At 68.7% G+C, this 22,095-nt stretch carries 15 protein-coding genes; 3 read left to right on the top strand and 12 right to left on the bottom strand.

Features of this window, described 5'->3' with window-relative positions:
- Positions 1-22: 22 nt before the first annotated feature.
- From JRI60_RS42640 to JRI60_RS42600, 9 genes are all read right to left on the bottom strand, one after another.
- On the bottom strand, positions 23-1,279 hold the full coding sequence (locus JRI60_RS42640) for an ATP-grasp domain-containing protein (RefSeq protein ID WP_204221800.1): 1,257 nt from the start codon (positions 1,277-1,279) through the stop codon (positions 23-25).
- A gap of 43 nt (positions 1,280-1,322) precedes the next feature.
- On the bottom strand, positions 1,323-2,084 hold the full coding sequence (locus tag JRI60_RS42635; protein WP_204221799.1) for a hypothetical protein: 762 nt from the start codon (positions 2,082-2,084) through the stop codon (positions 1,323-1,325).
- Positions 2,085-2,097: 13 nt separating this feature from the next.
- Positions 2,098-4,758 (bottom strand): diaminobutyrate--2-oxoglutarate transaminase, encoded by a 2,661-nt coding sequence (gene ectB / locus JRI60_RS42630; RefSeq protein WP_204221798.1) that lies wholly within the window; start codon positions 4,756-4,758, stop codon positions 2,098-2,100.
- A gap of 43 nt (positions 4,759-4,801) precedes the next feature.
- On the bottom strand, positions 4,802-5,884 hold the full coding sequence (locus JRI60_RS42625) for a fatty acid desaturase (protein WP_204221797.1): 1,083 nt from the start codon (positions 5,882-5,884) through the stop codon (positions 4,802-4,804).
- Positions 5,885-5,910: 26 nt separating this feature from the next.
- Complete coding sequence (locus JRI60_RS42620) at positions 5,911-8,100, bottom strand: ATP-grasp domain-containing protein (protein ID WP_204221796.1); 2,190 nt, start codon at positions 8,098-8,100, stop codon at positions 5,911-5,913.
- Positions 8,087-9,352 (bottom strand): MFS transporter, encoded by a 1,266-nt coding sequence (locus JRI60_RS42615; RefSeq protein ID WP_204221795.1) that lies wholly within the window; start codon positions 9,350-9,352, stop codon positions 8,087-8,089. The genes JRI60_RS42620 and JRI60_RS42615 overlap by 14 nt, the downstream gene beginning before the upstream one ends.
- 129 nt (positions 9,353-9,481) lie before the next feature.
- A complete protein-coding gene (locus tag JRI60_RS42610; RefSeq protein WP_204221794.1) occupies positions 9,482-10,021 on the bottom strand; it encodes a hypothetical protein in 540 nt (179 codons plus the stop codon).
- A gap of 194 nt (positions 10,022-10,215) precedes the next feature.
- Positions 10,216-13,989: a DUF3857 domain-containing protein gene (locus JRI60_RS42605; protein ID WP_204221793.1), complete on the bottom strand. Its 3,774-nt coding sequence runs from the start codon at positions 13,987-13,989 to the stop codon at positions 10,216-10,218.
- Between the two features lie 67 nt (positions 13,990-14,056).
- The gene (locus JRI60_RS42600) at positions 14,057-15,865 is read right to left on the bottom strand and encodes a serine/threonine-protein kinase (protein WP_204221792.1); all 1,809 of its coding nucleotides are present in this window, start codon (positions 15,863-15,865) and stop codon (positions 14,057-14,059) included.
- Positions 15,866-16,205: 340 nt separating this feature from the next.
- Here JRI60_RS42600 and JRI60_RS42595 point away from each other — a divergent pair, with 340 nt between their 5' ends.
- On the top strand, positions 16,206-16,682 hold the full coding sequence (locus JRI60_RS42595) for an RsbRD N-terminal domain-containing protein (RefSeq protein WP_204221791.1): 477 nt from the start codon (positions 16,206-16,208) through the stop codon (positions 16,680-16,682).
- Here JRI60_RS42595 and JRI60_RS42590 read toward each other — a convergent pair.
- Positions 16,660-17,472, bottom strand: a complete 813-nt coding sequence (locus JRI60_RS42590; protein ID WP_239470056.1) for a formylglycine-generating enzyme family protein — start codon at positions 17,470-17,472, stop codon at positions 16,660-16,662. The genes JRI60_RS42595 and JRI60_RS42590 overlap by 23 nt on opposite strands.
- Before the next feature lie 100 nt (positions 17,473-17,572).
- On the bottom strand, positions 17,573-18,541 hold the full coding sequence (locus tag JRI60_RS42585) for a hypothetical protein (protein WP_204221790.1): 969 nt from the start codon (positions 18,539-18,541) through the stop codon (positions 17,573-17,575).
- Between the two features lie 227 nt (positions 18,542-18,768).
- On the opposite strand from JRI60_RS42585, the gene JRI60_RS42580 reads away from it, so the two are divergent.
- Positions 18,769-20,946 carry a PAS domain-containing sensor histidine kinase gene (locus JRI60_RS42580; RefSeq protein ID WP_204221789.1) on the top strand — a complete coding sequence of 726 codons (2,178 nt, stop codon included), beginning with the start codon at positions 18,769-18,771 and terminating at the stop codon, positions 20,944-20,946.
- Positions 20,947-21,094: 148 nt separating this feature from the next.
- Here the strand turns inward: JRI60_RS42580 and JRI60_RS42575 are convergent, their stop codons facing one another.
- Positions 21,095-21,355, bottom strand: coding sequence for a hypothetical protein (locus JRI60_RS42575; RefSeq protein WP_204221788.1), 261 nt, complete (start codon positions 21,353-21,355; stop codon positions 21,095-21,097).
- Positions 21,356-21,638: 283 nt separating this feature from the next.
- On the opposite strand from JRI60_RS42575, the gene JRI60_RS42570 reads away from it, so the two are divergent.
- Positions 21,639-22,091, top strand: coding sequence for a hypothetical protein (locus JRI60_RS42570; RefSeq protein ID WP_204221787.1), 453 nt, complete (start codon positions 21,639-21,641; stop codon positions 22,089-22,091).
- The last annotated feature ends 4 nt before the right edge of the window (positions 22,092-22,095 follow it).

Raw genomic sequence — 22,095 nt, 5'->3', positions numbered from 1 at the left:
GGACGGGGCCCTCCAGTGGAAGTCAGGCACGCGGCCGATAGACGATCGGCTCGTAGTGGGCGAGCCGTTTGAAGTCCCGGTAGAGCGCCTCGTAGTCCTTGTTCCACATCAGGAAGGTCCCCGCGTTGGCCTGCAGCGAGTCGGTCTGGTCGGTCACGTCGCCCGGCCGCACCTTCCACGTCATCTTGTACTCGCTCTCGGCCTGGGGCTCGATGAGGCGCTCGATGACGCCGCCCCTCTTCGGGAGCACGCCGTCGAAGCAGTAGACCTGCTCCTGGTCGTACGGCCTGCTCTCGATCCCCGTCTCCAGCTCGAACGAAAGGTTGGTCAGGGCGATGCCGTAGTGGCGCTCCATCGCCGCCAGTCCGGCCAGTCCCTTGAAGCGCGCGGCGACCTCGAGGAAGACGAGCTCGTCCTGGTCGGTGAGGAAGAGCTCCAGGTGCGAGGCGCCGTCCGGCCAGCCAAGCGCATCGAGCGCCGACTCGGCGAAGCGGACCATTCGCGCGACCCACGGGTCGTGGTCGATCAGGTTGATGTCTGCGTTGACCTTGCCGGCCTGCACGTCGAAGGAGTTGACGAGGTATTCGGTCACGCCGCCGAAGACGGTCTTCCGGTCCTTCGAGATGATGTTGACGCTGTACATCGTTCCCTGGATGAACTCCTCGTACTCGTATCCCCGACCGAAGTCGCCGCGCAGCGCCTCGAAGTCGCTCCACGAGGAGATCTTGTGGACACCGTCGGCGCCAGCCGAGTCGACCGGCTTGAGGACGAAGGGCAGGCCCACCTCGGCTGTGATGTGCCGGAAGTAGGCGGCCGGGTCGCGAGAGAAACGCGCGGGCTCATAGCGGCCGAACTTCGGCACGCGCACGCCTTTCGCGACGAGCTTCTCTTTCATCAGGTACTTGTCGCGAAAGGGCAGGATGTCCTCGTACTTCGGTCCCTGGAGGCCGAATTCAGAGCGGAGCTGCGAGGCGAGCAGCACGTCGTATTCGAATTGGGTGTTCACCGTCAGGTCCTCGCGCTTCGTCTCCGTCAGGAGCCCGCGGATGATGGAGCGCGCCGCGTTGAGGTCGACCAGCGGGCAGAGCAGTGGCGAGGGGTCCTTCACCCCGCACGGCACCACGTGGACCTGATGGAAGCGCCGGAGCTGGCTCTCCGGCATGTTGACGATGTCCTGCTCCGTGAAGAGCCCGATGAAGCGGACCTTCTCGGGTGCCTTCAGCAGGTCGAAGTGGAAGTTCCTGAATCCAGCCGATGCGATGATGACCGCGGTCTTCATGGTGTGTCTCCGGGGAAGGGGTTTTCGTGCTTCCAGTTTGCGATCAGGCGCTTTTCGCGGCGGACGGCTCGGCCACGTCAAAAGGGTCGGGCCAACCGATCCGGGTGCCGCCGCCGCGCGCGAACGCCGGCTTGACGATCAGCGGCAGCTTCCACCGGAGCGCCAGCTCGGCCGAGTCGGCCTGCAGCACCTTGGCGCCAGCGCGGGCGAGCTCGAGTGCATGCTGGTGGGACAGGACGCTGAACCTGCGCGCCGTCGGATCGACATTCGGGTCCTTGTCGAAGATGCCGTCCGTCTCGGCCTTGCACAGCTCGACATGTGAGGCGCCGAGCGCGATGCCCAGCGCCACGGCCGAGTAGTCCGAGCCGCCGCGTTTGAACGTGGCGATCCGGCTCGTCTTGCCGGCACCGTAGAAGCCCGGCACCACCGGGATGGTGCCGCGCTCGAGCGCCGCGAGCACCCTGTCGGTGTGCACCGCCACCACCGTCGCGCTGCCGGGGATGCCGTCGGTCTCGAAGACCTCCTCGGCCGGGATGAGCTCCGCGCGTACTCCGAGCGAGTGCAGCGCGAGCAGGAGCAACGAGGCACTCTGCAGCTCGCCCGTCGCCACGAGCTGATCGGCATGGTCGGAGCCAACCCCGCCCAGCATCTCCACCTGGGCCAGGAGTTGATCCGTCACGCCCTTGCGCGCCGACACCACCACGGCCTGACGCTCCTCCTCGCGCGCCAGGAGCCCGGCGATGAGCTTGTAGCCGTCGAGGTGCTCGAAGCAGGCCCCACCGAATTTCCGTACGACCAGTTTCATGGGATTCACTGTCCTACCCCGCGACTTTCAGGTTGGGGTTGAACGCTCCGCACGTGGCTTCGTGCAGCGCTTCGACGATGACTCCGAGTCCGAGCTCGAGGTTCTCCCTGCTGATGGTGAGCGGCGGGAGGAGCTTGAGGACGTCGTCCTGGCGGCCGCAGGTCTCGATGACCAGTCCCCTGGCGAAGCAGTGTTTCGACACCTGGCCCGCGGTGATGCCGGAGATGCCGCTCAGATCGATGCCCCAGATGAGGCCCATGCCACGCACCGGTGCGCCGAACACGCGCGTCACGTGACGCTCGAGGTATTCGGCGACGAGGCCGCCCTTCTCCCGCGTGCTGGCGGCGAACGTGCCGTCCATCCAGTGCTGACGGATGGCCTCGGCCCCCGCGATGAAGGCGAGCTGGTTGCCGCGGAAGGTGCCGTTGTGCTGGCCCGGTTGCCAGATGTCGAGCTCGGGCTTGATGAGCAGGACGGCCATCGGCAGTCCGTAGCCGCTGATGGACTTGGAGAGTGTCACGAGGTCCGGCTGGATGCCGGCGCGCTCGAAGGAGAAGAAGGTGCCCGTGCGACCGCATCCCGCCTGGATGTCGTCGACGATCAACAGGATGCCGTGCTTGTCACAGAAGGCGCGCAGCCCGCGCAGGAACTCCACCGGCGCGACGTAGATGCCGCCCTCGGCTTGCACCGTCTCGAGCAGGATCGCCGCGGGCTTCTCGGTGCCCGAGCTCGGGTCCTCGACCAGTCGGCGCAGGTAGTCCAGGCTGTTGAACCTGCCCAGGGGCGAGTCGGGGTAGGGCACCTGCGTCGTCCTGGGCAGCGACGAGTAGAGGCCTTGCTTGTAATACGCCGCCCCGGTCGCGGCGAGTGAGCCCATGCTCACGCCGTGGAAGCCGCCACTGAAGGAGAGGATGTTGCCGCGGCCGGTCACCAGGCGTGCCAGCTTGAGCGCCGCCTCGACGGCGTTGGTGCCCGACGGGCTGCAGAACTGGACCTTGTAATCGAGCCCGCGTGGCGCGAGGACGTACTGCTGGAAGGTGTGGAGGAAGTCCGCCTTCGCCGAGGTGGCGAAGTCGAGGCCATGGGTCAGACCGTCGCTCTCCAGGTAGGTGAGCAGGCGGTGCTTGAGCGCTTCGGGGTTGTGGCCGTAATTGAGCGCACCGGCGCCCGCGAAGAAGTCGAGGTAGCGGGTGCCGTCCCGCGCGATGAGCCAATCCCCCTTGGCCCGGGCGAAGAGCGTGGGGAACGAGCGCGAGTACGAGCGCACGTCCGACTCGCGGTCCTCGAAGATCGTCCCGGGAGCCTCGGAAGCGGCGCGGTGGCCAGCACCGCCGGTCGCCAGGAGCCTGGCACCGATGTCGGTGCGATAGCGCATGCCTGGGAAGGCGATGCGGCCCAGCTGGCCGTAGGCCGCGTCGACCGCTCCAGCGAGCGAGAGGCCCTTGCCGACGACGTGGAGGACGCGGCCCCCCGAGGTGACCGGACGGCCCTCGGCGTCCTTCTGGAGGTTCGCGTAGAAGAGCGTGGCCTCGCTCGGGTCCACGGTGTCGAGTCCGGTGATGGGCTGGCCGGTGATGAACGCGCCGAACGGCCAGCCGGGGAGGGACTCCGGATCCGTCGATTCCACGCGGCCCTGCGTCAGCGCGACCGAGCAGCGCACGAACCCGTCCGTGACGAGGCCCTGGTCGCGCAGCTCCTTCGCGAGGATGGCCCTGCAGAGCTGGGTGAAATCGCTGTGCACGCCCGGCAGCACCGCTTCCGCCTCGGAGTCGCCGAAGCGGGCGTTGAGCTCGATGACGTGGAGGCCGGTGTCGGTCATCATCGCGCCGACGTAGATGAAGCCCGAGAAGTCCAGGCCCTCCTGTCGCAGGCCGCGGACGAGCGGGTCGAGCAACGTCTCGCGGATCTCCTCGCGCAGGGTCGGGCCATCCGCCGGGTGGGGGGCGATCGAGCCCATGCCGTCGCAGTTCTTGCCGGCGTCGTTCTCCAGCGCGCGCTTGAAGTCGAGCGCCGTCGGGAACAGCAGGTAGCTGTCGCCGTCGAGCAGCGCGAAGATGGAGATTTCCTGACCCTCCAGGCGCTTCTCGACGACCACCTGGAAGGCATCACCGGACTCGCGGGCGAAGCCGTCCACCGCAGCCTCGGCCTCGCTGGCCGTCTTGCAGACGATGGCTCCGTCGCCGTTCTTGCAGAGGCCGTCGGTCTTCACCACGCAGGCGTAGGGCCGCGAGCGGATGTAGGCCTTCGCCGCCTCCGGATCGGTGAAGAACTGGTAGGGCGCGGTCGGGATGCCGTGGTCGGAGCAGAAGCGCTTGCCACGCTCCTTGCTCGACTCGAGCTCCGCGGCCGCCCGGGTGGGGCCGATGGCGCGGTGGCCGTGGGCGCGGAGCACGTCGACGTAGCCTCTCGACAGCGCGTCGATGTTCGAGACGAAGACGAACTCGACCGGGTTGTCCTTCAGGAAGTCGAGCGCTGTCCGTGGCTCGTCCAGCGAGATGGAGGGCACCGGCACGATGCGCTCCTGATCGATGACGTCGCAGCCCGGGCCGTAGAAGACGGTGACATCCGGGTGGGTTCGGGTGAACAGGTCGCAGATCGCGTGACCACGACCTGTTCCATCGACCACCAGGATCCGGGTGCCCGTCGCGGGGCTCTTGTCGTTCTGACTGTTCATGTCTGGGTGCAACCTGCGGTTGGGAGGGAGGTTGGTCATTGCGTCACCGGGCCCGGACCTGTCCGGCCGCGTAGAGGTGGTCGAGAAGGGAGCCCCACACCTCGGAGTAGTTCCGGGTGCCGCCAGTGAGGTCGGTGCGGCGCTCGTAGGCCGAGGCGGCCCAGTCACACGAGGGGCGCGTGTGGTGCAGGTCGTGCTGCACCGTGTCGCCCACGAGGACGAACATGCGGTAGGGCGTGTGCACGAAGAAGACACGCATCCACCACTTCGCCCAGGCCGCCGTGCGCCGGGCGGGTGTCAGTCCCACGACGTCGGGGGTGGGCTCGCCGCAGAACCGGGCGAAGTTGAGCGCGTCTCGCTGCTGCCGGGTGAGCTTCTCCGCGTGCGAGAAGAGCCACCAGCGGTGCTCTGTCTGGGTATAGAGGAAGGTGGCGTTCTGGAAGAAGAACGACGCCGGCACGAGCCAGAGCAGCAGCCACTCGGCCCACAGCCCGGTGGCCGCGAGGAACCCGAGCGTCATCGTGGCATAGGCAATCGACATCGCCAGCCGGTAGCGCGGCTGGTGGCGCGTGAAGTTGGCCTTGATGCGGCCCGAGAAGAAGCTCCAGTGGGCCTTGGGCGAGAGCAGCATCTTGAGCATGTAGCGGTGGTACTCGCCGCGCGTCATGCCCGGGCGCATGCCGGTGCTGATCAGATAGCGCGTGTCCACATCCTTCATCGAGCAGGGGAACGCGTGATGGAGCAGGTGCTCCTTGCGATTGAGGTCGTACGGCACGCGCCAGAGCAGCGTGGTGATGAGCTCGCCGAGGATCCGGTTGCCGCGCTCCGTCTTCGCCACCTTCCCGTGAAGCGTCTGATGGACGATGACGACGTCGAGCCGGCGCATGCCGCCCGCGGTCGTCAGCCAGGACAGGACGAGCAGCGGGAGCGACCAGAGCGTGAAGGGCCGGAGGGCGAAGGCGCCGAGCGCGACCCCGGCGGCGGTCTGCGCGAAGCCGAGGAGGGCGGCCTTGGCGGGGGTCCAGTGGATCAGCGGTTGCTCGCCCGGGAGCGGGACACCGGTCACGAAGGTCAAGTAGCCCTGCACGAAGCGGGGCAGGTGTTGCATCGTTTCACGTGGGTGCATGGCGTTTATGGGGGGTTGATCCATGTTCACTGGTTGGACGCCAGCCCTGGCGCGGTGCCGCCGAAGAGGATGTCGTTGGTCTCGTGGGTGATGGATTGCTGGAGATCCGCGGCGGAGGCCCACGTCGTGTTGACGATCGTCCGGCGGCCGTTGCCACGGATGGGATAGACGCGGTGCATCGTCGTGTTGGTCTTGAGGATGTAGGCGTCGCCGGGCTCGAAGGCATACGAATTGACCTGGCTCTTGAGCAGCGCGCCGTGCACGTCCGGGTTCTTCTTGTCCCAGGAGGTATGGGGCACACCCTGCACGAAGCCGCCGTCGCGGTAGTCCGGCGCCTCGAGGATGAGCACGAACCCGTAGGTGTAGTCGTCCCAATGCCAGCCATGCGTGTCACCGGAGCGCTGGAGCCGGCTGATGACGTAGTGTTCGCCCGCGTAGGGGCAGGTGAAGAGCTCCTCGCCGACGACCTGCGACAGGATGTCCTTCAGGACGGGCGAGAAGTAGAGGGCGTGGATGAGCGGACCGTGGTCCTTGATGATGGGTTGCCCGACCGTCGTCATGTGACGGGGCGTGCCATCGGTGATGTCGAGCACGAGGTTCCGCGCGACGCCGAACCGCTCCACGATGCGGGAGGCCTCCTCCTTGATCGACTCGAACAGTTCCGGAGGGCAGAAGCCGCGGAGCGGGACGAGGTGCTCCTTCTGGAATCGCTCCTGCAGCGTGGCGAGGGCTTCGCCCTGGAAGTGACGCGCGACATGGCGCACGAGGAGCTCATCGACCCTGGCCTGGGTGCTGGAGACGGCGACCGGTTGCTGGAGGGCGTGTTGCACGTGGGTTTCCTTTTCTTGGGGGTAGGGGGTTTCGGCCAGCATGTCTGGGGGAATCACCTGGTTGTTGATGTTGTCCCCGAGCGTCTTGCCGTTGCAGATGGCCCGACGTCTGGCTTCCAGGGCCTTCTGGTTCACCTCGGCCTCGGTGTCTGCTTTGACGACGAAGGAGCCGATGTGATCCAACTGATCGGTCTTTCCCGTGAGCTTCTGTCCAATCTCCTTGAACAGGCGCGAGAAGACGGCTTCCGGAGGGAAGACGAGCTCCTGGAGCTCGGTGGTTCCCGGAGGTGGCAGCAGCAGGACTTCAGCGGTGAACGCCGGGGGGCGCTCCAGGAACGAGAGATCCGGCTCGATGTCGCAAGCGAGGTCGGTCAGGCGGGCTTCATAGGGAATTCCGAAGGCCTGGTTGAAGGAGATGAGCGATTCGATTCCAGCGAAGCGGACGTTGAAGTCGATCAGCTCGATGGGACCTTCCCTCGGGACCATGAGCTCGACGTGGGTCGAGCCATGGAAGATCTTCATGCTTTCGTGGATGGCCTTGCTCTTGGCGATGATCTCGTCCAGGCGCGGATGGCTGTAGGGGAAGGTGCCTCCCATCTCGACCACGGGATCCTTCGCCAGGACATAGCGGGAGCTGAGCCCGATGGGGTGGATGGCGCCGCGGTAGACCAATGACTCCAGGGACAGCAGCTCGCCCTCGGCCTTCTCCTCCAGGACGAACTCACCCCGGTCGAGGATGTAGCGCTTCATCAGGGGATCGATGACCGCGGCCTCTTCGATCTTCGTCGTGGCCTCGCGCAGCTCCTCGAGGGACGACACGGTGAAACAGAGCGCGCTGCCGGTGCCATTGACTGGCTTGAGGATGGCCGACCCCTTGAACCGCCATTGCGTCCAGTGACGCGCTTCGGACAGGAGGACGGACTTCAGCTCGGACAGTCCTTCCGCGTAGAGCTTCTTGCGGACGGCCCCCTTGTCGAGGACAAACCGCACGTTGTCGGCCCCGTTGTTGGGAAGGCCCGCCATTTCCCTCAGCGCCGCTTCGTAGGGCAGGGTCCCCTCGAAGCCGGCATAGGTCCCCACGACCTGGTAGCGCTGGTGGAGGTCCTCGAGGATCCGCTGGAGCCCTGGCCGATCCTCCCACGACTCGATGTAGATGAGCTCATCCACGAGCTCCCTGGGCACCCGGTAGGGTCCGGACTCCCTCAACGGCTTGTGGTTCAACACGACGATGCGATGGCCGCGTGCCGCCGCCTCTTTCAGGACGAGGGCCATATGGTTCATCACTTCGAGCAGGACGAAGGCTTTTTTCATGTCTGTTCCATCCAGGTGGTTGTGCGTGCCAAGGGGTGGAGTCCGATCGGCGGCGATGTCATCAATCCGTGACATCGTTCGCCTCCACGCTCGCCGTCGCTCGGGCCGAGCGGAGCTTCATCAGGAGCTCCCAACCGCCGACCAGGAGCGCCAGGAACAGGACGTTGAGGTACATGGCCGTGCTGATGCCCAGGCGGTCGACTCCCCTGGAGAACACGAAGGTGAAGACACCCATCAGGCTGTACCCCATGGCTGTCTGGAGTCCGGTGACCGCGGCGAGCTTCGCGGGTGGGATATGGGTGATCATCTGCTTGAAATGGTGTGTCCAGAGCAGCTCGACGCCGATGACCATCACGTTGAAGACGATCAGGCACAGGTAGAGGTGATTCTGGAGCCTGGAGATGAAGAGATAGGTGACGGTGGCGAATGTGAGCGTGGCCAGGTTCAGCACGCGTTGATTGGTCTCGGTGATGTGCCCGCGGCGGTTGAGGTATTGATAGAGGAAGGCCCCGAGGGTCACGAATACGGATTCGAACGTGAAGAAGAGCGCCGTTCCGGACTTGCCGAGCTTGAACCAGACCTGCGGGATGATGGTCATCAGGATCTCGTAGGTCGCCTGGAATGACGTCACGGTCAGGATGATGTAGAAGACGGAGGAGGCCAGGGTGTTGTTGTTCGCGATGACGCCGAAGGAACTCTTGATGTGCGCGAGCCCGCGGGCCATCTCGCCCCGCGCGGCCTCGTTCGACTCCTCGAGGCGTTGCTTGTTGGGCCTGACGAAGCTGAAGAGTCCCGCGGCGATCAGGAACGTCGCGGAGTCGATGTAGATGACCGTCGTGAAGCTGATGAATCTGAGGATGTAGATGCCCACCGCTCCCGCGAGCGCCGTCGCGATGAACAGGCTCGAATTGAAGACGGGTGAGAACGTGTCTGTCTCTTCCTTGGTGAAGAATTGGACGAGCGCCTTGATCCTCGAGGCGTTGACGGAATGAGACAGCAATGCCCGCGCGATGATGATGGCGAGCGCGTAGGGGTAGAGCTCGGGGCTGGTGAAGTTGACGAACAACAGGGTCACGAACGCGGCGACGACATTCAGGCCGATGAGCAGATGTCTGGCATTCATGCGATCGATGTGACGCGCGCCGAATAGCCCGACGGCCAGGCAGGTCACCCACTCCGCCGCGAACACGAGGGAGGCGTGCGTGGCGCTCTCCTTCGCTTCGAAGATGTAGGCCACGTACGACATCATCAGCAGCTTGGAGCCGAACAGGGAGATGAAGGACGCGGCGTAGGTCAGCAGGAAGTTTCGATTGCGATACACGCTCATGAACGGCTCTCGGTCGCCGGGTGGGGCGATGGGCTGAACTCAGGACAAGGAGAGGGGAGCCCGCGAGCGGCCTGGCCCACCTCGTATCTGGCTAGAGTGGGCACATGGCGGGTGTGAGGGCGCTGGTCGCTACCGCCGTGGTGGCGCCGGGAAGCGCGCGTTCTCGTAGGCGACGTCCGCCAGGAACTGGAACATGCCGAGCCGCGCTTCGAGGCCAATGGCGGCGCGCGTCCTCTCGGCGGGGAAGATGGTGGTGGTGGCGATGAGGCTCAGCGTGCGCCGCTCCGTCCGCGTGGGGAGGGCATAGCGCCCCTCGAGGCGCAGGCCGGGTTGCTTCTGGGCGATCACCGTCGCGACGCTGCTGAAGGGTCCTCGGACGAGCGCCGCGGAGAGCGTCGCGGCGAGTTGCCCCTCGAAGTCAGTGCTCTCGCCACCCAGGCCCAGCTTCAGACCGCCTGCCCCACGCATCGCCGAGGACTGGATCGCCAGTGGGGTGTCATCTCCAAGGCGCGAGCGGGATTCGCCAGGGGTCGGTTCCCCGGCCAGCCCTCCTGGGACGCGGTCGAGCCCGAGGGCCTGGCCACTCAGGAGTGTAGCGAGCGCGAAGACCGCGGCTCCCGCCAGGGAGCGGAGGCTGGAAGTTTCAGGCAAGCGACGGACTTCGTTCATCAACGGCCTCCTCTATTCCCGTGGGGTCTTCATCCCCCTATCGGGTCGAGGCCGTGAGCCGTGCTTGTGATGGTTTTTCGGGCGCGGGCGATATTCCGCCAAAGCAAAGGGCCCGGAACCCTCGAGGATCTCCTCGGGATTCCGAGCCCGCTACCTGGGCTTCCAGCCCAGCGTGTGCCCCCCGCTCCGGGGTGCTACTTCACCAGCACCAGGTCTCTCGACTGGATGAGGTCCACCTGGCCGGCGAAGTGGGCGAAGTCCTCGTACCCGCGCACCGGCACCCGCCCCCGCTCCACTCGCATCGTCTCGTCGATGGTGAGCGCTCGGCCCTCCTGCTTCTCCGTACGCAGCAGCTTCCCGAAGGGGCTCTCCACCTTCAGCTGCGCCTGGGGATCCGACAGCCGGTAGCCCTGCGGCATCGTCAGCGTCACCAGCACCCGGCTCGCATCCGTGCTCTCGAGGTACAGCGGCGTGCCGCGCGTGCTGAGCTGCACGTACTGTCTCCCCAGCATCGACGGCATGGTGATCGGCGGCAGCACCAGCCTGTCCTTCTCCACCCGCGCGAAGCTCGACGCCTTGAACGCATAGCGCACCGTGAAGGGAGCCCCCACCTCCTCCGCGCGCTCCAACTTCAGGTCCGTCAGCTCCGCCCCTCCGAAGTAGCGGCCCACCGCACCCTGCAGCGCCTGCCGCCGCCGGTCTCCGGAGATGGCCTCGAAGGCCTCCGCCAGCTGCGCCGCCTGGAAGCCGCTGTACACCTCCTCGCCCTTGCCGAGCAGCTGCCCGTCCGGCCCCAGCTCCAGCGCCAGCTTCACCTGCTTGCCCGCCTGCGGCGTCAGCGCCGGCGTCTTCACCTTCTCCAGCGCACGGCCCGGCTCGGGCAGCAGGTACGCGTCACGCTCGCCCAGCGCCGTCTCGGGCAGCTCGCCAAAGGGCGCGTACCGCGTGTTGGTGTCCAGCCACACCGGCCCCTCCCCCGGCACCTCCGCCCTCAACGCCACGTACGGCAGCAGCGACTCCTCGGGGAACAGGTACTCCGCCGGATCCGCCGAGAAGGTGCGCACCACCACCACGCGCGTCGGAATCCCCAGCGCCTCCAGCCCCGCCTTCAGCACCCACAGCCGGCTGCCACGGTCCTGCGCCACCGACGACGCCGCCGACTGCGTCAGCCCCGCGTCCCGGCCGCTGAAGCGCTTCATCACCGCCGCGTACAGCGCCTTCGCCGCCTCCAGCCCGCGCTTGCCCTCGGCCGCCTCCTTCGCGAACGCCTCCACCTCCCAGTTGATGGCACCCCGGTCCAGGAAGGCGTCCGAGTACACCGCCACCAGCCGGTCGTTCCCCGTGGTGCCCGAGCCCACCGACACGAAGGGCAGGTATTCCTTGCTCGAGGGCGGGCTGTCCGGCTCGGGGATGAAGGGGGGAACCTTCCTCACCTCGTAGGTGAAGAGCTCCTCGTCGCCCTTCACCACCGGCGCGGGCGCCTTCATGTTGTGCGCGTCCACCTTCATGCCCGTCCCCTTGGGCGCCACCACCGTGTAGGTGGCCCGGTGGTCCGGCATGTTGGCGATCTGGAAGTAGAAGTCGGACGCCTTGAAGCCCGGCTGCGCGGGCCCTCGTGACCCCTCCGCCAGCAGATACTCCACCTCCACGTAGTCCCCCACCTGTACGCCCGGCAGGCTGACGGTCTCCTTGCCCTCGATGTTCTCCGGCTCCAGCACCGTCCCGTCCGACTTGATCGTCCGCAGCGCCAGCACCTGCGCGCCCGCGGGCAGGTTCACCTCGGCGATCTCCTGCACGCCACTCTGCTCCAGTGCCTTCTGGATGCTGTGGATGCGGGTGATCTGCGAGCCGTCCGCGTAGACCTGCGTGGCCGCCGCGTCCAGCACGTACACGGCGGCGCTCTCCTCGGCGCCGGGACTGGCCTCGTAGTCCTTGATGGCCTGCCGGCCGTCGATGGCGTGCGCCTGCAACACCTCCTGTCCCGTCCTCGCGCGCACCACGGCGCGGCGCAGCGACAGGTTGCTCCCGTCCAGCGCCAGGGCCTGCTCGCGCAGCGCCAGCGCCCCGGCCGCGTCCCCGGCCAGCTCGCGCGTGTCCGCCAGTTTCTCCAGCGGCCTCGGGTTGCGCGGCCAGAGCGCGCTCAGCGCCCGCAGCGTGGCCGCCGCCTCGTCGAAGCGGCGCAGCGCCACGTACGCGCTCGCCAGCGCCACGCCCGTGCTCATGTCCCCGGGGTTGCGCGTGAGCTGCTCCTGGTAGAGGGCGGCGGTGCGGGCCATGTCCCCCCGCATCCGCGCGTGCTCGGCGGCTCGGGCGATCGCCCCCGGGCAGCCCGTCAGCGAGCCCACCAGCTCGTCCGCGCGCGCCACCGCGTCACGGCGCCGCGCCAGCCCGTAGCGCAGCGTGTGCGCCTCGCACAGGCCGGGCTGCTGCTTCAGCGCCGCCTCCAGGCTCTCCTCCACCTGGCTGTCCACCCCCAGCGCCAGCGCCGCGCGCGCCTCCAGCAGGTTCACGGGCCAGTCGGGCGTCTTCGTCGCCGCGCGCGCCGTCTTGAGGGTCTCCATCGCCGAGGCCGCCTGCCCGTCGTTGAGGGTCAGCTCCGCGCGCAGCAGCAGCGCGGCCACGTCGCCCGCGTCCTTCGCCAGCGCCGTCTCCAGGTCCCTCGTCGCGCGGCCACGTGCCACCTTGGAGGGGATGGAGCGGTCCTGCGCGGCCAGCTCGGCGCGCAGCGAGAGCACGGGGGCCGTCTGCGTGGTCTTCTGCAGGCGCGTCATCAGCCGCCAGGCCCCATCCGGATCCCTCCCCATCCCGTCACGCACCGCGATGAAGTCCCCCAGCAGCGGGCCGGCCTCGTCCGCGAGCGCGGCGGCCAGGTTCTCCGCATCGGGGAAGACGAGCTGCGCCTCGGTCTCCCGGGGCGCCGAGCCCCACGAGGAGGGCGCCGAGCCGGTGGCCGGGGTGTAGCGGATGGCCGACGGGCGCCCGTCCACGCGGGCCAGGGCGAAGGAGATGTTGGCCGGGCGCTCGTCCTTCAGCAGCTTGATGAGGATGCGGTGCCGGCCCGCCGCGAGCTGGATGGAGCGCGCGGACACCGTGGAGCTGGCGCGAGCGAAGGCGCGGCGCTCCAACAGGGGCGCGCCATCCACCATCACCTTGTGCGAGGAGGCGGTGACGGCGCGGACCACGTAGGCGCCCGCCTCGGCCACCTCCGCGTCCACGACGAGCAGGTACACATCGCCCGTGGACGGCTCGCCCGCCACGTCCAGCCGGCTGTCCGGCGCGCGCAGGGTGCGCGGCACGAGCGGGCCGAAGGGTCCGGTGAAGGGGCCCGCCAGCGAGCCGTCCTTCTCCGGCGGGGTGGGCTCGTCGATGGCGAGCATGTGCCAGGGCGAGAAGGGCCCCAGCAGCGTGGCCGTTTCCGCCGCGCCCATGTCCTTGAGCGCGCTGGCCTGGGCGGCGCGATCGTCCCGGATGCCGAGGACAGCCACCCGGCAGGCGCGCAGCAACTGGGCGGCCTCGCCCGTGGCACCGGCCTCGAGCGCCGCCTGCGTGCCCGTGAGGATGACGTCGTCCAGCGCGGGAGAGATGCCCACCATGTCCAGCAGGTAGCGCGCGGAGGGCACCGCGAGCGGGTGGCGTGGCGCGCGGGTCGTCACGGCCAGCGCGGCATCGAACGCGCGGCGGGGTTGGGCGGCGCGACGCGCGAGCAGGTGCTGGCCATAGAGGGCGTAGGGGTCGGCGGGATCCTTGGCCAGCGCCTCGTCGAAGCGGCCCTGGGCCGCGGCCGGATCTCCCGTCACCAGCCACGCATGGAAGCCGGCGAGCGCCAGCGTCCGCGCCTCACCTCCCCCATTGCGCGCCGCCGTGGCGGCTCGTTCGAGGACCTCGGTGGGAGAGGAGGTGTGGGCACAGCCGGCCAGGAGGCCGGAGACGAGCAGGAGCGCGGTGAGTCCGCGGGTGAGCGTGCGCATGGAGCGCACAGGGATAATTCAAAGCACCCGGTTGGGCTACATCCTCTTGTGAGCAGATGTGCCTTGGCTACTTCGAACGCTTACCCTTGGACGGTGGGGACGCCTTCGTGGCCGGCCGCTTCGCGGGCGCCGGGGCCACCTTCGCGGGCGCCGGAGCGGGCCTGGGCGCGGCGGCGACGGCCTCGGTTTCCACCTCCCTGCGCTCGACCTGGAAGGAGAAGTTCTCGGCGCGGCAGGTGCCCTCGATGCAGCCGAAGGAGGGTTTGGGGGTGATGTCTCCGAACTCCGCCGCCCAGTCAGGACCCAGGTGGAGCGGCTCGGCGATCAGGCGCTTCTCGTTGCGTCTGGAGCCCGCGAAGGCCTTCAGGACGCCTTCTTCATCCACCTCCAACCAGAGCTCGGCGGGGCTCGGAGGGGAGTCGAAGCCCAGCATGGAGCCCCGGCGCTCGCCCAGGCTCCAGTCGAGCCGGAGCGGTCCGCCCTCCCCGTTGTAGACGAGGGCCACGTAGCGGCCCGTGCTGCCCACCAGCAGCAGCGCGGCCTCCGGCTCTGGAGGGGGGCCGAAGAGCGTGGCGCGGAGGCGCGCCACGAACGTGGACTCCGGGCCCTCCGCGCTCACTCGGGCGGAGAGGCGGGCGACGTTGCCATCGAGGTTCACCACATCCAGACGTGCGAGCCCCACGCGCGACTGGCTGTCCTCCACGAGCGGGAAGATGAGCGCCCGGCTCTTGGTATCCAGGACCCGGCCCGACACCAGCAGCGAGGGCAGGTCGGATCCTTCGCCCAGGCTCGCGCTGCGCTCGTCGCCCCGGGTGTCCACCTTCCCGGCCATCTGTTGTGCCGAGGGAGGGCCCAGATCCGCGGTGAGCGCGGCGCCCGGTACCATGGGCACACGCTTGTCCTGGTTGAGCAGATAGAGCCAGGTCAGCACGCCCATCGCGGTCAGCACCAACAACGTGGCCACTACCTGGAGGCAGACGCGCACCGCGCGCCGCACCGCCAGCTTCAGGCGCTGCATCTTGCCGAGCTTCCCCGGCCGCACGGTGGTGTACTGGGGCGCCAGCGGCTGCAGGTCCGTGAGCAGATCCGAGACGCTCGCGTAGCGGTCCGAGGGGCTCTGCTTGATGCAGCGCGCGATGATGCCGTCCAGCCTCGGGTCCACTCCCGGCTTGCGGCGCGAGGGCGGATCGAAGCTGCCCGCGGGCAGCTCGCCCACGAGCATCTCGTAGAAGATGAGGCCGAGCGCGAAGATGTCCGCGCGCTCGTCCGCGGTCTTGGCGTCCACCTTCTGCTCGGGCGCCATGTAGGACAGCGTCCCCATGGCCACGTGCGTGCTGGTGAGGGCGAAGCGCGTGCTGGTGTCCTCGAGGAAGGAGGCCAGGCCGAAGTCCGTCACCTTGGGGATGCCGCCGGCCTGGTCGTCGAAGAGGATGTTCTCCGGCTTGAGATCGCGGTGGATGACGCCGCGGCCGTGCGCGTACTCGATGGCCCGGCAGATCTGCACCATCGTCCGCACCGTCTCGGACGGATCCTCCTGGGACGCGCGCATCCGCTCGCGCAGCGAGGCCCCGTCCACGAACTCCATCACCAGGTAGTACGTCGTCGGGGTGCTGCCCTTGTCGACGATGGAGACGATGTTGGGATGGTGGAGCGTGGCGAGCGCCGCGGCCTCCTTCTGGAAGCGGGCGACGAAGCTCTCGTCCTGGGCGAGCTGCTGGCTGAGCAGCTTGATGGCCACGGTGCGGTTCAGGGACAGCTGGGTGGCCTTGTGGACCTCTCCCATTCCGCCGCTACCGACGAGTTTCTCCAGGCGATAGCCGGGGATGAGATCCGGCGCGTGCGTCCGGCTGATGGCGGTCGAGTCGAGCGATGACATGAAGGAGCCGTGAAAGCGGCGTCAGGGTAGCAGAACCCTCCGCTTCCAGGCGTACAGCCTGCTTCATAACGCTACGGGCCAGGGGGTTGTGACGGACCCGCGAGAAAGCAGGCGTGGAAGTGCCTTCCGGGTGGTGTTTTCCACCTATACCGGACCGCCAGGTGTTGCTGTCGGTGCGAGGGGTGTGGCGATGCGTGTGGGGCTGGCTGCGCCGAAGTGCCCCTCGGCGCGCTCCCGGCGGTTGTCTCCAGAACGAGTCAGGCCGTCTGGGGAGCAGCCGAGGCGGCTCGCCGGGGCGGAAGGCCGCGCCAGTACCAACGTACTCCCAGGAGAGCATCCCATGTTCAGCGTCGCGGATTTGATGGAGGCCCACAAGGAGCGGCTCTTCGCGCGTTGGTTGGAGCAGGTCCGGCGGCATCATGCACCCGGCCCCCTGTCCGAGCCGGAGCTGGCGAATCACTTCCCGGACTTCCTGAGGGAGGTGATCGCCGCCCTCCACCGGGAGGAGGAAGGCGAGGCGCCCAAGACGCATCGGGTGTCACCCCTGGGATGGGAGCACGGCGAGCAGCGCTTCCGCACGGGCTTCGATCTCTCCGCCGTCGTGCGTGAGTACGGGTCCCTGCAGGAATGCATCCTCGATCTCGTGGAGGAGTCGGGGCACGGGCTGATTCGCGTGGAGGATGTCCGGATCCTCGAGCAGTGCTTCAACCGGGCCCTGGCCGATGCCGTCGCGCACTTCCTGAGCATCCAGGAGCGCGAGCACGCGCAGGCCGCGTCTCCGCCCGCGGAGGAGGTCAGCGGATCTCCAGGCCCTTGAGCTGGACGTCGCTGGCGCAGCGGAAGCCCAGCCCGGGGAAGCGGTCCGTGGGCCTGTGCGGCGTGCGCACGGTGGCGCGCAGCGTCTCCGGCGTGCCCCGGTAGAAGTCGTTGCGCACCGTGCGGTCGAGTGTCCCCACGTCCTGGGCCGTCGAGCCCGGGTAGGGCTGGAAGCGATCCTCCACCCACTCGGCCACGTTGCCGGACATGTGCAGCACGCCGAAGGGACTGCGGCCCTCGGCCAGGTCCTCCACCGGCACGGTGTCCGGGCGCGGGCGGCCACCGTGGGCGCACCGGGTCGGGTCGAACTCGTTGCCCCACGGGTAGAGCCGTCCGTCGAGGCCTCGCGCGGCGAGCTCCCACTCCGCCTCGGTGGGCAGCCGCAGGCTCTTGAAGGCGCAGTACGCGTGGGCCTCGTACCAGCTCACGCCGTGCACCGGGTGCAGCTCCTTGCCCGCGGGGAGCTTCCCGTCCCGCCAAGTGAGCGGCCCGGGCCGGCCCGTCTGGTCCACGAAGCCCTGGCGCACGCCGACACCGTCCAGATCCTTCTCCTCCAGCAGGGTCCTCCAGTACGTGTCCTGCTGGTACCCGCCGGCCTCGACGAAGGCGGCGAACTCCGCGTTCGTCACGGGGGCGCGGGCGATGCGGAACGGGTGGACCGTCACCTCGTGGGCGGGCTTCTCCAGGTGGAAGGGGAAGGCGCTGCGCCTCCCTCCGAGCGAGCGGAGCGAGGACTCCTGCTCCGGCTCGAGGCCCATGCGGAAACGGCCTCCCGGAATATCGATCAGCACGTGTGTCGGCCTCCGCGTCTACTCAATTCGGGAGATAGCACCGACGGACATGACGTTTGAAGTCCTCGATGCTCAGGGGCGGGATGACGCGCTGCTCCTGCTAGGGGAACAGGCTCTTGTCCATGCCCGTGCTGGGGTCGGTGGCGTGGTGCCTCGTCGCCGCCGCGAAGAGGCGCTCGGAGGAGCTGCGCTGGGTGGCGGTATGGACGGGGATGCTGTCGGGCAGGCGGCGCAGGGTGTCTCCATCGCGCAGCCGCACCTGCCCGGACGGGGAGGTGAGGCCCCGCAGGATGCGGACGTACTCGGCCGGGTTGCGCTGGCAGAGCGCGTCGTGCGCGGCGAGCTGCCCCGGGCTGGCGGCCTCCCGCATGACGGAGCAGAGCAGGTCCTCGCGCTGGATGCCGTGGGCGGCCAGAGAGGGCTCCAACTGCCCGGTGGCCAGCCCATGCAGGCTGGACAGGAGCGTGTGGCCGTCCTCGTCGGTGTCCAGCAGGGCGGTGCGGCCGTTGACGGTGCGGTGGCTCAGGTCCACCAGGTGCTTGCGCCCGTCGACGGAGGTCTGGCGGAAGACGTCCAGGGCCTGGGCCTTGTTGGCGGGGGAGAGCGACTGGAAGCCGGCGCCGCTGAGCAGCGAGGTGAGGTGGCCGGTGGAGGTGGGGGAGGAGGGGGGGGCGCTCAGGAAGGTGCGCAGCGCCTGGGCCTGCTGCTCGGCGTCCAGGTGCTGGAAGCCAGACGCGTCCACCACCCGGCCGAGGTTCGTCCGGGCGTCGGTGCCCAGGCTGCCTCGGGCCAGCTCGTGGAGCCGCGCCTTGTCCGCCTCACCCAGCCTGTCGAGCGCGGCCGGGGGGAGGGGGAGGGGAGGGCCCATGTCGTGGGGGGCTCGCGCGCCCACCGCCGCCACGCCGCTGGCAGAGGGGCGTGAAGGCGCCGGGGGACCGGAACGGGCCGAGCCGTCATCGAAGCCATCCTGGACGGGCAGAGGCTTCCGGGCCTCGGCTGGGGTCGCGGGGGTGGCGGGCTTGGGCGCGGGGGTGGGCACTCGGGGCTTGTTGCCCGGCTCGATCTTCATGGGGGGGCACCTGAGGAGGTGGTGTCAGTCTACTGGGTCCTCCGACTTCTCGTGATGGCTCCTCGGGTACTTGCTCCCACACACCTGGGGTGGATCTTTCTTCCAGCGAGCCGGGTGTTCGGCGCTGACACGCCCGGGTGAATTCCTGGAACCCCTCCGTGGGTTGCGTCTAGGCTGACCCCCCTTGCCTCCCGAGGCAACGTGGCGGGGGAGCCACCCGGAAACCCATGCCCAAGGCACCCAGGAAGAGCTCCCAGGAGGGGCGCGGCACTGGATCCGGAGATGAGCGGACCCAGTTGCTGCGCCGCATCGCCGAGCTCGAGGAGCGCGAGGCGCACGCGCGCTACATCGTCCAGGCGGTGGGGGTCTCCATCTGGGAGGAGGACTTCTCGCGGGTGATGGAGGAGCTGCGGGGCCAGGGCATCCGGGACGTGCGCGCCCACTGCGCCGCGCATCCGGGCTTCGCCCTCCGCATGTTGGAGCTGGTCCGCGTGGTGAGCGTCAACGATGCCTCGCTGCGGATGTTTCGCGCCTCCAAGCAGGAGGAGCTGTTGAGCTCGCTGCACCACGTCATCCTGCCGGAGAGCCTGGCGGTGTTCATCGAGGAGCTGGCCGCGCTGCTCGAGGGACGTCCCTTCTTCCAGACGGAGTCGGTCGTGCAGACGCTGGACGGTCAGCGCCTCGAGGTGCTCTTCAGCTTCGCCTGGGACGCGGTGACGGGAAGGGTGGACCGGGTGCTGGTGACGCTCATGGACATCGGTGAGCGCAAGGCGGCCGAGCGGGCCCTCCAGGAGAGCGAGGCGCGCTTCCGCAACATGGCGGACCACGCGCCGGTGATGATGTGGGTGACGGATACGCAGGGCAGGTGCACCTACCTCAACCGGCAATGGTACGACTTCACCGGCCAGACGGAGGAGATGGGGCTGGGCTTCGGGTGGCTGAGCGCCGTCCATCCCGAGGACGCCAGGCTGGCCCAGGCCATCTTCCTCGAAGCCAATGTGCGGCGCGCGTCCTTCCGGCTGGACTACCGGCTGCGTCGCGCGGACGGCGAGTACCGCTGGGCCATCGACGCGGCGGCTCCCCGCTTCGGGCCGGGCGGGGAGTTCCTCGGCTACATCGGCTCGGTCATCGACATCACCGAGCGGCGCCGGCGCGAGGAGCTGCTGCGCTTCCTGGTGGAGACGGGCGCGACACTGGCCTCCTCGCTGGACTACGCGACGACGCTCTCCACGCTGGCGCGGCTCGCCGTCCCCAGGCTGGCCGACTGGTGCCTGGTGGACCTGCTCGAGGACGGCTCGGTGCGCCGGGTGGAGGTGGTGGTGGCGGATGCCTCGGATGAGCCCCTGGTCGAGCGGGTCCGCGGCTTCCCGGCCCGGCTGGACGGCAATTCCCATCATCCTCCGACGAAGGCGCTGCTCGAGGGTCGGCCGGTGCTGCTGCCGGAGATGCCTCCCGAGAGCTTGCCCTGGCATGCGCACGATGAGGAGCACGCCCGGTTGATGGCCGTCGTCCGTCCCGTCTCCCTGATCGCCGTCCCCCTGGTGGCCCACGGGCGTACCCTGGGGGTCATCTCCTTCATCTCCACCTCGCGCTCCGGGCGGCACTACGGCGCGGAGGAGCTCTCGGCCGCGGAGGAGCTCGCCCGGCGCGCCGCGCTCTCGCTGGACAACGCACGGCTCTACCGGGATGCGCAGCGCGCGGTGCGGCTGCGCGATGAGTTCCTCTCCGTCGCCAGCCACGAGCTGAAGACGCCCCTCACGCCCCTGGCGCTCAAGCTGCAAATGCTCGTGCGCGAGGTCGAGGCGCAGCGCGACTCCCCCATCTTCCAGCGCATGCTCGGGCACCTGGAGGTGAGCCTCCGTCAGGTGAGGAAGCTGTCGGAGTTGGTGAACGACCTGCTGGACGTGACGCGCATCAGCTCGGGCCAGCTGCGCCTCGAAGGCGAGGAGGTGGACCTGGCCGCGCTGGTGCGCGAGGTGGTCGCGCGCTTCCAGCCACAGGCGGAGCGCGTTGGATGCTCCCTCTCATTGGAGGTGGACGGGCCGGTGATGGGCCAGTGGGATCGACCGCGGCTCGAGCAGGTGGTCTCCAAGCTGCTCTCCAACGCCATCAAGTATGGAGCGGGCCACCCCGTGTCCATCCGCGTCGAGGCCGCCGGGGCGCGGGCGCTCCTGGTGGTGCGGGACCAGGGCATCGGCATCGAGCCGCACACGCTGCCCCTCATCTTCCGCAAGTTCGAGCGGGGCGTGTCGGAGCGGCACTATGGCGGACTGGGGCTGGGGCTCTACGTGACGCACCAGATCGTCCAGGCCATGGGAGGGACGATCTCCGCCCAGAGCACTCCGGGCCAGGGTGCCACCTTCACCGTGGAGCTGCCCCTGCCGCGGGCGCCCCGCGCTCCTTGAGCCCGGGGACATCGGGAGTGGCCCCTCGTGCTCGCCCGCTCGCCCTGGGGACGGCCTGGCCCCGACGGCACACCGGGCCCCTGAAACGACGAGGGCGCCACCCTCGCGGGAAGCGCCCTCATCGAAGCTTCGAGACGAAGCGGAAGGACTACTTGGTCTCGGCGGCGGTCTCGGCCTTCTTCTCGGCCTTCTTGGAGGCCTTCTTCTCGGCCTTCTTGGGCTCCGGCTTCGCCTCGGCCTTGGCCTCCGGCTTCGCCTCGGCCTTCAGCTCGGCGGTAGGGGCAGGGGCAGCGGCGGGGGCAGGGGCAGCGGCGGGAGCGGCGGCCGGGGCGGCCTCGGCCTTGGCGGGCTCGGAGGCAAACGCGGTGACGGAGGCGGACAGGACGATGGCGGCGAAGAGGTTCTTCATGGTGGAATTCTCCGAGCAGCAACGAAACGTCGCGTCATTGCGGCGTTGCGTTCCCGACACGGAGCACTCGCCGTGCCACCGTTCGTTCAGAGGGAAGCAATCATCGGGTTGCGGAGATTCTCCCCATGGCGCCTGCCCGGCCTGGGGGCACCCTCCCCAGAAACCTGCGGCGGTCTTTGACGACACGCCGCGTCTTGAGGATGCTCCCATGTCAGCCGGTGACGGTAGAGCCCGGTCTGGCCCGGACGTGCATGGCGTGCGTTCGGAGGACGGGAGCGAAGGTATGCGGTACCTCTTCATCGCGGTGTGGATGGGTGGGTTGTGGGTAGGATGCGCGACCCCTCAGGTACGCTCCCAGGCGTTGGTGTCGGTGGAGGTGGAGCGATGGCAGGTGCGGTATCAGGAGGAGCGAGCGCGCGTGGAGGAGCTGGCGATGCGGCTCGCCCAGGCGGAGAGCGCACTGGAGGTGGCCACGCAGGAGCGGGCCGAGTCCGCGCAGCTCAACCGCCTGTTGGAGGAGGAGCTGGGCCGAGCGACGGCGGAGCGGCACTCGCTGGCGGAGCACAACGCGCAGCTGGTGACGCGGCAGCGCGAGCTGACGGCGCTCCAGGAGGAGCTGGAGGACGTGTGGTACCAGGCGGCGCTCTCGCGGGCGAAGCGGCGCAGCCAGCCGCAGCAGGGCGCGCCGGCCCCGTCCACGCCGCCGCAGCCGCCCGCCGCTGACGCCACCCCGTGAGTAC

Source organism: Archangium violaceum (assembly GCF_016887565.1).
Classification (GTDB): Bacteria; Myxococcota; Myxococcia; order Myxococcales; family Myxococcaceae; genus Archangium; species Archangium violaceum_B.
This window is presented reverse-complemented; position numbering and strand designations above follow the sequence as displayed.

Bases quoted from the DNA above. Each gene is read 5' to 3' on its own strand.
- JRI60_RS42640 (WP_204221800.1), bottom strand. From the start codon at position 1,279: ATGAAGACCGCGGTCATCATCGCATCGGCTGGATTCAGGAACTTCCAC.
- JRI60_RS42635 (WP_204221799.1), bottom strand. From the start codon at position 2,084: ATGAAACTGGTCGTACGGAAATTCGGTGGGGCCTGCTTCGAGCACCTC.
- ectB (WP_204221798.1), bottom strand. From the start codon at position 4,758: ATGAACAGTCAGAACGACAAGAGCCCCGCGACGGGCACCCGGATCCTG.
- JRI60_RS42625 (WP_204221797.1), bottom strand. From the start codon at position 5,884: ATGCACCCACGTGAAACGATGCAACACCTGCCCCGCTTCGTGCAGGGC.
- JRI60_RS42620 (WP_204221796.1), bottom strand. From the start codon at position 8,100: ATGTCACGGATTGATGACATCGCCGCCGATCGGACTCCACCCCTTGGC.
- JRI60_RS42615 (WP_204221795.1), bottom strand. From the start codon at position 9,352: ATGAGCGTGTATCGCAATCGAAACTTCCTGCTGACCTACGCCGCGTCC.
- JRI60_RS42610 (WP_204221794.1), bottom strand. From the start codon at position 10,021: ATGAACGAAGTCCGTCGCTTGCCTGAAACTTCCAGCCTCCGCTCCCTG.
- JRI60_RS42605 (WP_204221793.1), bottom strand. From the start codon at position 13,989: ATGCGCACGCTCACCCGCGGACTCACCGCGCTCCTGCTCGTCTCCGGC.
- JRI60_RS42600 (WP_204221792.1), bottom strand. From the start codon at position 15,865: ATGTCATCGCTCGACTCGACCGCCATCAGCCGGACGCACGCGCCGGAT.
- JRI60_RS42595 (WP_204221791.1), top strand. From the start codon at position 16,206: ATGTTCAGCGTCGCGGATTTGATGGAGGCCCACAAGGAGCGGCTCTTC.
- JRI60_RS42585 (WP_204221790.1), bottom strand. From the start codon at position 18,541: ATGAAGATCGAGCCGGGCAACAAGCCCCGAGTGCCCACCCCCGCGCCC.
- JRI60_RS42580 (WP_204221789.1), top strand. From the start codon at position 18,769: ATGCCCAAGGCACCCAGGAAGAGCTCCCAGGAGGGGCGCGGCACTGGA.
- JRI60_RS42575 (WP_204221788.1), bottom strand. From the start codon at position 21,355: ATGAAGAACCTCTTCGCCGCCATCGTCCTGTCCGCCTCCGTCACCGCG.
- JRI60_RS42570 (WP_204221787.1), top strand. From the start codon at position 21,639: ATGCGGTACCTCTTCATCGCGGTGTGGATGGGTGGGTTGTGGGTAGGA.